At 73.1% G+C, this 12,012-nt stretch carries 8 protein-coding genes; 3 read left to right on the top strand and 5 right to left on the bottom strand.

Translation table 11 applies throughout. The features are described 5' to 3' along the window. Positions 1 to 58 precede the first annotated feature (58 nt). Entirely contained in the window at positions 59 to 1,129 is a 1,071-nt protein-coding gene (locus tag ACGFH9_RS24630; protein WP_393223368.1) for a DUF222 domain-containing protein, read from the bottom strand. Positions 1,130 to 1,226: 97 nt separating this feature from the next. Here ACGFH9_RS24630 and ACGFH9_RS24625 point away from each other — a divergent pair, with 97 nt between their 5' ends. After that, complete coding sequence (locus tag ACGFH9_RS24625; RefSeq protein ID WP_393223384.1) at positions 1,227 to 1,877, top strand: HAD family hydrolase; 651 nt, start codon at positions 1,227 to 1,229, stop codon at positions 1,875 to 1,877. Positions 1,878 to 1,941: 64 nt separating this feature from the next. Here the strand turns inward: ACGFH9_RS24625 and ACGFH9_RS24620 are convergent, their stop codons facing one another. Further along, positions 1,942 to 4,551 carry a glycoside hydrolase family 9 protein gene (locus ACGFH9_RS24620; RefSeq protein ID WP_393223365.1) on the bottom strand — a complete coding sequence of 870 codons (2,610 nt, stop codon included), beginning with the start codon at positions 4,549 to 4,551 and terminating at the stop codon, positions 1,942 to 1,944. A gap of 250 nt (positions 4,552 to 4,801) precedes the next feature. Between ACGFH9_RS24620 and ACGFH9_RS24615 the strand changes: the two genes are divergently transcribed. Then, on the top strand, positions 4,802 to 5,527 hold the full coding sequence (locus ACGFH9_RS24615) for a protein phosphatase 2C domain-containing protein (protein WP_355237819.1): 726 nt from the start codon (positions 4,802 to 4,804) through the stop codon (positions 5,525 to 5,527). Between the two features lie 7 nt (positions 5,528 to 5,534). Here ACGFH9_RS24615 and hrpB read toward each other — a convergent pair whose 3' ends face one another. Together hrpB and ACGFH9_RS24605 are read right to left on the bottom strand one after the other, a co-directional pair. Next, entirely contained in the window at positions 5,535 to 8,159 is a 2,625-nt protein-coding gene (gene hrpB, locus ACGFH9_RS24610) for an ATP-dependent helicase HrpB (protein ID WP_393223381.1), read from the bottom strand. Between the two features lie 249 nt (positions 8,160 to 8,408). Next, positions 8,409 to 9,242 (bottom strand): SigB/SigF/SigG family RNA polymerase sigma factor, encoded by an 834-nt coding sequence (locus ACGFH9_RS24605; protein WP_393223362.1) that lies wholly within the window; start codon positions 9,240 to 9,242, stop codon positions 8,409 to 8,411. Positions 9,243 to 9,621: 379 nt separating this feature from the next. Between ACGFH9_RS24605 and ACGFH9_RS24600 the strand changes: the two genes are divergently transcribed. Beyond that, on the top strand, positions 9,622 to 10,377 hold the full coding sequence (locus ACGFH9_RS24600) for a hypothetical protein (protein ID WP_393223359.1): 756 nt from the start codon (positions 9,622 to 9,624) through the stop codon (positions 10,375 to 10,377). On the opposite strand, the gene ACGFH9_RS24595 is transcribed toward ACGFH9_RS24600, so the two are convergent. Then, entirely contained in the window at positions 10,326 to 11,915 is a 1,590-nt protein-coding gene (locus ACGFH9_RS24595) for a phospholipase D-like domain-containing protein (RefSeq protein WP_355238282.1), read from the bottom strand. The two genes, ACGFH9_RS24600 and ACGFH9_RS24595, sit on opposite strands and share 52 nt — an antisense overlap. Positions 11,916 to 12,012 lie beyond the last annotated feature (97 nt).

Below are 12,012 nucleotides of genomic sequence, written 5' to 3'. Positions count from 1 at the left end.
CTTCACCCTCCTGCCGCGACAGGACGGCGGTGGCGGTCTCTCACCTCCACTCGATCAATCAGCGCCTCACGGCGCACGTGGGCGTCGCACCAGCGAGGTGGGCGGTCGCAGCAGGGGAACGCGCAGCCGCGGTCCCGCAGGACCAGCGCGCGACGCAGGGGCCGGTGACGAGTCGGCGCTGCCGGCCCACGTCGAGCGCCTGGCCGGCACTGCCGAGCACGGCGGGCAGGATCGCCGCGTCGCAGGCGAGTCGCCGCACGGTGTCGGCGGTGAGTCCGAAGCCGGTGTCGAGGGCACCCGCGCCGAGCTGCCGGGCCAGCACGTCGTAGCTGGTGGTGACAACGATCTGCGCCGGCTCGCCGCCGTGTTCGGGCAGCTCACCGGTGCGCAGGGCGAGCCGGCACAGGTCGGCGAGCGCGTCGTGACGTCGTTGCCCGGGGCAGCGCGGGTCGTCCGGACCGGACGGCGAGGTCAACGGGTCGAGCGCGGCGCGCAGCAGACCGGCTGCCTCGGCGTCCAGGTTGCCGGACAGTCGCAGCCGACCGTCGCGTAGCTCGGAGACCGTGACATGCCGGTCGCGGTCGGCGCGGCGCGCCTCGGCTTCCAACGCCGCCCTGGCGGCGGCTTCGGCGAGCTCCGGGGCGACATGGTCGAGGACCCGGGTGCCGAGCTTGCGCAGCAGGGTCGGCTCGAACGTCCCGGCCCACTCGACCAGGACGCCGACCACCTTCTCGGCCGCCTCGGCGCCAGCGGCCGTGTGCACCGTCTGGACGGTCTCGCCGATGACCCGCGCCTGCTCGACAGTGATGTCTCCGTCGGCCAGCGCGGCGCGCACCCCGGGCGCTCCGCCCTCGAGCGCCCCGGCGAGATCGACCAGCCGGCGAGCGGCGGAACCGTCGAGCCGCAGCCGGTCCCGCAGCCAGACCGCCGTCGACGACGCGCCCTGCGCCCGCGCCGTGCCTCGGCCGTCCACCTCACGCACGAGCGCCAGTTGGACGGCCGCCAGGCGTTGCGCGAGTCGGTGCACGGCGTCGAGGGCCGCGACGAGGTCGTGCTCGGGAAGGGCCCAGGCCGGAGCATCGAGGCAGTCGGCCACCGCCGCCCCCGCCTGCGCCAACCCCTCCAACATGGACCAACAATAGAACAGGTGTACGAAAAAATTGTCGCTCGACCGACGTACGCTGCTGTCGATTCCGGCGTCGGTCGGAGCGGGACGGGGGACGTACGTGATCAAGGCGGTCTTCTTCGATGTCGGTGGCGTTGTTCTCGACGAGTCCCGCGAGTTCGCGGCCTGGGCGGACTGGCTCGGCGTCCCTCGGCACACGTTGTCGGCGGTCTTCGGCGCGGTCGTCGCGCGGGGTCAGGACTACCGGGAGACGTTCTGGACCTTCCGGCCCGACTTCGACCTCGACGTCGAACTCTCCCGGCGGGCGGCCGCCGGTCAGCCGGAGACGTTCGGCGCGGAGGATCTCTACCCGGACGCGCGCGGCTGCCTGACCGCCCTGCGCGACCAGGGCCTGCTGGTGGGCCTGGCGGGTAACCAGCCGGCACACGCCGAGTCGACCCTGCGGGCTCTCGACCTCGACGTGGACGTGATCGGCACGTCGCACGGCTGGGGGGTGGCGAAGCCGGCGCCGGCCTTCTTCGAGCGCGTCGTGGCCGAGGGCGGTGGCGACGCCTCGTCGATCCTGTACGTCGGGGACCGGCCCGACAACGACGCCCGTCCGGCTCAGCAGGCCGGCATGAGGACGTGCCTGATCCGGCGCTCTCCCTGGGGCCACATCCTCGACATCCCGGCCGTGGCCGACCGGTGCCTGTTCCGCATCGACTCGCTGCACGAGCTGCCGGGCCTGGTCGCCGGGCACAACAGGCACTAGCTGTGCTGTCCGGGTGGGCCTGGTGGCCGCCCCCGAGGGAGGGGGCGGCCACCAGGGATCGGGGTCAGGACAGCGAGCAGGGGTTCCCGTTGACGGTGACCAGTCCCGGGTTGGGGTTGGCGCCGCCGTTGGTCGTCGCGTTGAAGCCGAACGTCACCGTGCCGCCGGGGACGATCTTGGCGTTGTGCGACTCGTTCTTCGCCGTGACCGTCGCGCCGGACTGGGTGACCTTCGCGAGCCACGCCTCCCGGACGCGCTGGTCACCGGTGAACGCGAACCGGACGCTCCAGCCGTTGACGGCCGTGGTCCCGGTGTTGCGGATGGTCAACTGCGCGGTGAACCCGGTGCCGCCCTCCCAGGTGCCGTAGTTGGCGTAGTTCACCGAGCAGGTGACGGCCGGTACCGCGCCGGCGTCGCCCTGGTCGGCCAGGAACGAGGAGATCCAGGCCAACGCCGAGTTCCAGTTGATCGCCACCTCGTTCGTGGAGTACGAGTTGATGTCGTCGACGTAGCAGAACATCGGCTTGCAGCCGGCGAGCAACTGCGCCACGAACGGATCCTGTAGCGCGGCGTTCGCGCCACCGGCGAGGGAGCCGGCGGGCGGGTGGGGCAGGTTGGCGTCGAGCTGGTGGCCGAAGATCCGGCTGTGCTGGTTCTGCGCGGCGTGCTCGCCCCAACCGGTGACGTAGGAGATGTTCAGCGCGTTGCGGCCGAGGATGTAGTCCATCGCCTGGACGGCGCCGTCGCGGTAACGGGCGTCGCGGGTCAGGTCGAAGGCGGTCGCCAGGACGATCGCGTTGTTGATGATGCTGCTGTTGGCGCCCCAGAAGTAGCTGTTCGCGTCACCGGGCATCGGCAGCCCGTACGCCTGCCGGCGCAGTTCGGCGAGGTAGGCGTCGGCGGCGGTGGTGACCGAGGCGCGAACCCGGGTCAGCTCGGCGGCCGGCAGTCCGTTGGGGACGGTGGCCAGGTCGAGGCGGCCGAGCGCGGCGACGCTCTGCCAGCCGAAGCCGCGCGGGTCGAACACGTCGCCGGTGTGGTGCGGCGACGCGGTCAGGTCGGTCAGGTAGGTCTGCGCCCCGGTGGTGAGGTACAGCTCGACAGCCGCCCAGTAGAACTCGTCGGTGACGTTCGAGTCGTCGTACGCGCCGCCGCCGGTGCCGTCGGTCGGGCTGGCGTACACCGCGGGGTGGGCCTTGGCGGCGGCGTAGGCCGTCTTCGCGGCGGTGCCGCAGCGGGACGCGAACGCCGCGTCGTACGGCGCGAAGAGTCGCGCGCACTGGGCGGCGGTCGCGGCCATGTTGAGAGTGGCCGCGGTCGACGGCGGGTGCAGCTCGCGCGGCTGCGGGTCGTCCTGCGGGGCGAGCGGCAGGCCGGTCCAGTTCCTGTCGTGGATCTTGTGGTGGACCATGCCGGCGAGCGGCTCGCCGGCCGGCACCTGCATCCGCAGGAGGAACTCCAGCTCCCAGCGGGCCTCGTCGAGGACGTCCGGCACCCCGTTGCCGCGCTCGGGCACCCGCAGCGTGCTGTCGGCCAGCCCGGCGCCGCCGTTGGCGGTGGCCGCTGTCTTGGTCCGCTCGAAGGTGTTGAGCAGCTGGTAGGTGGCGATGCCGCCGTTGACCACGTACTTGCCGTGGTCGCCGGCGTCGTACCAGCCGCCGCGCACGTCCAGCGAGTAGTCGCAGACGCCCGGCTGGCAGGGCACGTTGGTGTCGCCCTGGTTGGGCGCGACGTCGAGGTGGCCGGCGGGGCGGGCGTACTCGTCGCCGATCAGGTCACCGTCGATGGCGATGCCGCTGCGCTGGGCGTAGAAGAACTGCATCGAGTCCGAGCGCAGTTGCTTGTAGAGGGTGCCGGAGATGTCGAACGGGTGGCTGGTCTCGCCGTCGACGGTGAGCGTCAGGCCGGTGCCCGGCGTGCGGTAGCTGGAGAAGTCGACGGTCTGCACGTTCTGCCCGGAGGCGGCGTCGACGCCGCGTGTGGTGGTCGTGCCGCTCGCGAGGACGGCCCCGGACGCCGAGTGGAGCTGCCAGGGCAGCGACGTGGTCGCCTCGGTGACCACTGTGGCGTTCTTCGGGCCGCCCGGCAGGTAGCCGACCTGGTTGACGCGTACCCGGGGGCCGGTGTCCGGCTCGTACGGCGCGGGTGGCTCGCCGCCGCGCAACGACACGTCGTCGAGGCAGATGGTCTGCGCCTGCGCGCTACCGCCGACCTGGAAGATCAGTTGAGCGTTCTGGTTGTCGTCCGGAACGGTGAAGGTCGACTCGACGCGCTGGACCGTGCCGGTGGCGGCGGCGTCCACGGCCGCGTACGTCGTGTACGGGGCACTGCCGAGCTGGAGCACGGCCTTGACCGCCGTGCCGGGCGTGGCGGTGATGTCGAAGCCGAGCTTGTATTCGGCGCCGGTGATCAGTGGCACGCCGTCCTGACCGATGCCGGCGTCCCACGGGTTGGCGAGTCCGCCGGGGACGGTGGCGCAGAGCCGGCCGTCGGTGACCGTGAGCGGGTCGGTGCCGTAGGAGAACCACGGGCTCACGCCCGCGCTGAAGTCCCCGTTGTCGATCTGCTCGGGGGCGTCCGGCGGAGGGTCGGCGTAGGCCGCGCCAGCGCCCGCGCCGGTGAGGGCCAGCGTGGTCGCCGCGGCCAGGAGGAGGCGGCGGTTGGATGACGTCACGGGGGAGTCCTTCCGGGACGGGAGGTGAGGCAGGTGGCGGTGGTAACCTGGGAGCGCTCCCAGCTCGAAGCTCGATGTTCCCAGTGGCGATACCTCCTGTCAATTGATCTGACTGGATGGGATCTGCCCTCCGACGAGGGCGCGGGGAGCGGCACGCGGTGAAATGCGAGACGTGAGATTGGCCGCGCCACGCGCCGTCGTCCTGATCTCCTAGAGACAACTGAGCCCTTCGCCTGGCAGGCTGCCTCCCATGACCCTGAAGCTGCGTTCCGTGGGAACGAGCGACCGTGGGCTGATCCGCAGCGGAAACCAGGACGCCCTGCACGCCGGCGCCTGGCTCGTCGCGGTCGCCGACGGCATGGGCGGAATGGCCGCCGGAGACCTCGCCAGCTCGCTCACCATCGACGCGGTCGCTCCGCTGGACGTCGAGACACCCGAGGACGCTTTGGTGGCCGCCCTCCAGGACGGCATCGCGCTGGCCACCGCTCGGATCAAGCAGGCGGTCGTCGACGACCCCGAGCGTCAGGGCATGGGCACCACGTTGACCGCCCTGCTGTTCGCCCGTACCGGCAGCTGCCTGGCGCTCGCCCACGTCGGTGACTCGCGGGCCTACCTCTTCCGCGAGGGTGTGCTCAAGCAGGTCACCCGCGACGACACCTTCGTCCAGATGCTCGTCGACCAGGGCGTGATCACCGCGGACCAGGCCAGCAGCCATCCGCGCCGGGCGGTCGTCACCCAGGCGTTGCAGGGCGAGGACGTGTCACCGTCGTACGCCACGATGGTGCCCCGCGCCGGTGACCGGTGGCTGCTGTGCAGTGACGGCCTCTCCAACGTCGTCCGTCCGGACACCCTGGCCGAGGTGCTCGCCGCCTACCCCGACCGGTCCGCCTGCGCCGGCAAGCTGATCGACCTGGCGTTGCACGCCGGTGGACCGGACAACGTCACGGTCGTGGTGGCCGACGTCGTCGAGGAGTAGCTCCCCGTCAGCGCCGACGCGGCGCGGCGCGCCGGGTGGGGGTCGCCGTACCGGGGTCCTCCGGCCACGGATGGCGGGGATAGCGACCGCGCAGCTCCGAGCGGACCTGCGGATAGCCGGTACGCCAGAACGACTCGAGGTCCGCGGTGACCGCCACCGGGCGACCGGCGGGGGAGAGCAAATGCAGCAGCACCGGCACCCGACCATCGGCGATGCGTGGGGCCTCCGGCCAGCCGAACGTCTCCTGGAGCTTGACCGCCAGCACCGGCGCGGCCGGGTCGGCGTAGTCGACGCGGATGCGGGAGCCGCTGGGTACCTCGATGCGTTCCGGGGCCAGCTCGTCGAGACGCGCGGCCTGGGCCCACGGCAGCAGCCGGCGCAGGGCCGAGGTCACGTCCACCCGGCTCAGGTCGGCGCGTCGCCGGGCGGCGGCCAGCTCCGGCCCCAGCCAGGTCGGCGCGGCCGCGAGCAGGGCCTCGTCGCCGACGTCGGGCCACTCGTCGCCGAGGTGGTGCCGGCAGAACGCCATCCGCTCGCGCAGCCCCCGCGCCGCCGGGGTCCAGGCCAGCAGCCCCAACCCCTCCTGACGCAGGCCGGTCAGCAGCGCCGCCGCCACCTCCGCGCGGTCCGGGCGGTCCAGTCGCCGTGCCACCAGCTCGATCGCGCCGAGCCGGGTCACCTGCCGGGCGACCACGTCCCCGTCGGACCAGCCCACCTCGCGCCGTGTGGACAGCAGTGGGCCCGCCGCCTCCCGGGCCGTCGCCTCGTCCAGCGGCGTCGCGCGGCGAATTCGCGCCGACGGCGCCCCGGGCCGCCGGTCCGCGACCGCCACCGCGAGCCAGTCGGCTCCGGCGAGCCCCGACCCGGCCGCCAGCTCCGCGGCGGTGCCACCCGTCATCAGGTACGACGACCCGCCCGGCCGCCGCACGCGGGCCAACCTCTCGGGGTACGCCAGACCGACGATCAGCCCGGCGGCGAGGTCGTCGGTCAGCCGGTCGGGGGCAGCGGGCGCGCCGGATCGAGGAGTCGCGGCGGTGCCGGCCGGCGGTGCAGTGCCGGCCGGCGGTGCGGTGCCGGGCGCGGCCGCTGCCCGGGCAGGGCCGGAACCGGCACGGCTTCCCTCCGGCAGCGCGGCGCGCAGGCGGCGTACCTCGACGCGCCAGCGGGCGGTGGCGCCCGCGTCGACTCCGGTGCGCAACCGACGCCAGCCAGCTATCAGGTCGTCTCCCGGGCCGGCGACGCTCTCCTCAGCGAGCAGGGCGACCACCTCGGCCGCGCGGTCGACGCCGACCCGATCGGCGGCGTCGAGCAGCGCCCGGGCCAGCCGCGGGTGCGCTCCGGCGGAGGCGATCGCGCGACCCCGTCCGGTGATCCGACCCGTCTCGTCGACAGCGCCCAGCGTTTCGAGGGTGTCCCGGGCCACCGCCATCGCGGCGGCCGGCGGCGCGTCGGGCAGCGCCAGACCGACGCCGTCCGGGCTGCCCCAGGCGGCCAGCTCCAACGCGAACCCGGTCAGATCGGCGGTGGCGATCTCCGGCTCCGGCCGGGCGGGCAACCGCTCGTGGGTCGCCTTGGACCAGCAGCGGTAGACGTACCCCGGTGCCTCGCGGCCGGCCCGGCCGGCCCGCTGGGTGGCGGCGGCCCGGGAGACCGGCACGGTGACCAGCGCGCCCAGCCCCCGGGCCAGGTCGATGCGGGGCACCCGGGACAGCCCGGCGTCCACCACCGTCCGCACGCCCGGCACGGTGAGGCTGGTCTCGGCGAGCGCGGTGGACAGCACCACGCGACGCCGGTCGTCGGCGCTGCGGGGGCGCAGGGCCGCGTCCTGTTCGGCCCCACGCTGACGGCCGTGCAGCGGCAGCAGCGAGACGGTGTCGCGCAGGTCGGCGAGCCGCCCGGCGACGGCGGCGATCTCGCCGGCCCCGGGCAGGAAGACCAGCACGTCGCCGTCGCGCTCGCGCAGCGCCCGTCGAACGGTCGTCGCCACGTGGTCGAGCAGGGCGCGGTCCACCGGACCGGCCCCGGCCGGCGCGACGGGCCGGGCCGGCGGCGTCCAGATCCGCTCCACCGGGTGCAGCGCCGACTCGGCCCGGACCACGGGGGCCGGAGTGGTCCCGCCGAGCAGCGCGGCGAACCGGTCGGTGTCCGGCGTGGCGGACATCGCCAGCAGCCACAGGTCGGGCCGGAGCGTGGCCCGGGCCTCCACCGCGAAGGCCAACGCCAGGTCGGCGTCGAGCTGCCGCTCGTGGCACTCGTCGAGGAGCACCGCACCGGTGCCGGGCAGCTCGGGGTCGTGGTGCAGCCGACGGACCAGCAGGCCGGTGGTGACCACCTCGATCCGGGTGGACGGGCCGACCCGCCGCTCACCGCGTACGGCGTAGCCGACCCGGTCGCCGACCCGCTCGCCGAGCAGGTCGGCCATCCGCCGGGCCGCGGCGCGTGCCGCCACCCGGCGGGGTTCGGCGATCACCACCCGGCCGTCGATCCGGTCGGCGACCGCCAGCGGCGCGAGGGTGGTCTTGCCGGTGCCCGGAGGGGCGACCAGGACCGCGGCGCCGGCCGCATCGAGCGCGGTGAGCAGCGCCGGCAGCGTCGGACGGACCGGCAGGTCCACTGTCACGTCGGAGAGCACGGCCCAGTCTCGCACCGACCCCCGGCAGGCTCAGCGTGCCGGCCCGGCCCCGGGCCCCTTCGCCGGGCTGACTCGGGGCCGCTTCGGCGGCTTGCCTCGGGGCCGCTTCGCCAGCCTGGCTCGGGGCGGCTGCGGCGGGCGGCTCCGACGCGAACGGCCGGGCCGCCGCCCCGAAGGGAAGCGACCCGGCCGGTGTTCACACGATCGAGGAGCGGGGCAACGCTGACCCGCCCCTCGATCGTGAAGTCCCTAGTAGGTGCCGTCGAGCTGGCCACGCAGCTTGGTCAGCGCCCGAGCCAGCAGGCGGGAGACGTGCATCTGCGAGACACCGATCTGGTCGGCGATCTGCGACTGGGTCAGGTTGCCGTAGAACCGCAGGGTGAGGATCTTCTGCTCGCGCTCGTCGAGCGTGGCGAGCGCCGGGCCGAGAGCGACCCGCAGCTCGGCCAGCTCGAACTCGTTGTCCTCGCCGCCGAGCATGTCGCCCAGCTCGGTGGCCCGGTCGCCGTCGCCGGTCGGGGTGGACAGCGACACCGCGTTGTACGCGCGGGCGCCTTCCAGGCCCTCCAGCACCTCTTCCTCGGTGAGCTTGAGGTGGGCGGCGATGTCGGCGACCGTCGGCGAGCGGCCGAGGGTCTGCAGCAGCGAGCTGTTGGCGTCGGAGATCGCCAGTCGCAGCTCCTGGAGGCGACGCGGCACCCGGATGTCCCAGGTGCGGTCGCGGAAGTGCCGCTTGAGCTCACCGATGATGGTGGGGATCGCGTAACCGGCGAAGTCGACGCCGCGGGTCGGGTCGAACTTGTCGATGGCCTTGATCAGGCCGACGGCGGCGGTCTGCGCCAGGTCGTCGGTCGGCTCGCCCCGCCCGCTGTAACGGTGGGCGAGGTGGTTGGCCAGCGGCAGCCAGGCCTCGATCGCGCGGTCGCGCAGGGCGGCGCGCGACGGGTGGTTGGCGGGCAGTGCGGCCATCGCGTTGAGCAGGTCGGCGGCGCTGTCGCTGAGCGCCCGCGGGTCCAGCTTGGTGGTGCTGGTCTGCTCGGCTGTCCTGGTGCTCGCCTGCTCGGTGATCGTTGACGCGGTCATGGTGGTCCTCCCTGCACCTCGTCCGCGGACAAAAAATAAGTAGCGCTTTGGTTTAGCTTCAGTTGGGCCGTTCGGGAGTCACCTTAGCCTGATCGGCTCGCGGAAAGCTAGCCGAAAGGTTGATGTACTTAAGGTGTGTCGAGCTACAAAACGCCCATAACCGGCCGCGAGCACACAGACAACGGAGTCTCATACCCATTTTTTGGGTGATCCTGCGGCACCCGGTCCTCCAGATCGACCCGACCGATCGGGGTGCCACCCTCGACCGAGCGGTCAACATGAAATCCGACAACCGGGCAGCTGTGTCGACTATCCGTCGTTGTCCCGTCGGCGGGACCGGCCGTAGCGTCGCCTAGTAGACACCCGGTTCGGAGGCACCATGCTCGATCCAACCGCTCCCCAGCTCGTCGTGAACAGTCACACCCTCTACTTCAGCTGGTTGCCAGCGGACCCCGACGCGGTCGCCGCCCTGGTCCCCACCGGGCTGCGTCCCCGTGCCGACCGACAGGTGTTCCTCAACCAGTACGTCGTCGAGGACGAGACGCAGACCTCGGGCTTCGGCGCGTACTCGTTGACGTACCTCGGTGTCTCACTCGCCGGCGTGGACGCCCCCGGCGGGCTCAGCCCGGGCGGTTGGTGGACCCACTACGTGGCGTCGAGCCGTATCGTCCGCGACTACGCCACGGCGCGCGGCGCTCCCGTGCTCGCCGGGCGGACCACGATCCAGATGGACGGGGAGGCGCTGCACTCCGAGACCGAGGCGGACGGAGCGCCGCTGATCCGGGCCCGGTGCCGGGTGGGCCAGACCGGTCACGTGATCAGCAGCGGGCACCACCGCTACTTCACCCGCCGCGACGGTCAACTGCTCAGCTCCGTCTACCCGTACGTGGCGGAGCCGGTCACCCCGTTCGAGATCGAGTCGGTGGAGTTCCTGCAACCGGGACACCCGATGTACGCGCTGCGTCCCGCCAACCCGCTGATCATCGGGTTCGGCTACTTCTCACCGCGCTCCTCGTTCGCGTACCCGGGTGGGCTGACCGTGCACCCGGGCGCGGCCGGGCTGCCCGAGCCGGCTCGGCCGGCTCACCAGGTGCCGGCCAGCCTCGCGCGCAGCGGCCTGCCGTCGGGGTCGTAGACCAGTCGGTACACCGGCAGCGCCCAGGCACGGGTGAACCAGGGCAGCCGCTCGGGGCGGTGCGGGCGCAGCCGGCCGGGCGGACGGTCGCCGACCTGGCCGCCGTCGTACCACCGTTGCAGTTCGTCGGCCGCGGCCGTGATGGCCGCGACGGCGTCGGCCGGGTCGAGCAGGTCGGCGTCGTCCGCGCCGTCCGGATCACGGTCCAGGTGCTCGCGCCAGAGCCGCAGCCGCAGGTCCCGGGCGTAGGCGCGAGCTCCGTCGCCGAGGCCCGCCGGGTCGGTGGGCGTCCGCTCGTCGCGCGTGTCGTCGAGTACGGCGCAGGACAGCTCACTGTCGTGGGTCCAGGAACGGCGGTTGAAGTTGTCGCTGCCGACGCTGGCCCAGACGTCGTCGACCACACAGACCTTCGCGTGTACGTAGACCGGGGTGCCGGTGTGGTTCTCCACGTCGAACACGTGCACCCGGTCCGGCGCGGCGCGCTCGCACAGCGACAACGCCTGCTCGCGGCCGACCATGTTGGGTGGCAGGGCCAGCCGGCCGTCCACGTCCGGGTGCCGGGGCACCACGGCGACCAGGTGCAGTTCCGGGTTCTCCCGCAGCGCCTGGGCGAACAGGTTCGCCACCTCGGTCGACCAGAGGTACTGGTCCTCCAGGTAGATGAGGCGGCGCGCCCGACGTACCGCCTTGGTGTAGCCCCTGGCCACGGTCCGCTCGCCGTCCGGGGCGAACGAGTAGCGCGGGCGCACGGCGGGATAGGTACGCAGCACCTGGATCTGGTGCGGGCCGCACTCGGGCGGATCGGCGGGCTGCTCGGGCAGCGGGTCCGGCCGCAGGTCCGCGCCGCGCAGCCGGTCCCGCGCGTACGCCATCGGGTTCTCCGAGTCCAGCGGCATCGGGTCCGTCCAGCGCTCCCGGAACACGGTGTCCAGCGCGCCGACCACCGGCCCGCGCACCGCGAGCTGCACGTCGTGCCAGGGCGGGTTCGGGCCGTACCGGGACGACATCTGCACCGGCTGGGGGTCACCCTCGTGCGCGGCGTCGTCGCGGCGGCTGTGGCACAGGTCGATCCCACCGGCGAAGGCGATGTCCCGCTCCGGGGCGTCGACGTGCCGCAGCACCACCAGCTTCTGGTGGTGCGAGCCGCCGCGGCGTACCCGCTGGTCGAGCAGCACCTCGCCGCCGGCCGCGGAGACCGTCTCGCTCAGGTTGCGGTTCTCCGCCTCGCTGTAGGCCAGCACGTCCAGGTGTGAGCGCCAGATCAGGCCCTTGACGACCACGCCGCGCTGGGCGGCCTGGGCGAAGAGCTGCGCCACCGTGGGGCCGTCCGGGCGGAGTCGCTGGTCCGGGTCGCCCCGCCAGTCGGTGAAGAAGAGGTGGTCGCCGGCGCTCAACGCCTCCACCTCCTCGACCAGCCGGTCGAAGTACGCCGCGCCGTGAATCAACGGCTCGGCGAGGTTTCCCCTGGTCCAGACGGGTAACCCAGAGACCGGGTTGGCCCGTTCCTGCGCGGTGAGGAACCAGTCCTGTAACGGCACGTCCAGCCCTCCCGGGAGGTCGACAACGTCCTCACGGTAGGACCCCCGACGCGGGTCCGCATGCCAGGCCCGTCAACCGGTGACCTGGATGACGCCA

This window comes from Micromonospora sp. NPDC049102 (assembly GCF_043197485.1).
Lineage (GTDB): Bacteria > Actinomycetota > Actinomycetes > Mycobacteriales > Micromonosporaceae > Micromonospora.
The sequence above is the reverse complement of the archived record's forward strand: the minus strand, read 5'-3'. Positions and strand labels throughout refer to the sequence as shown.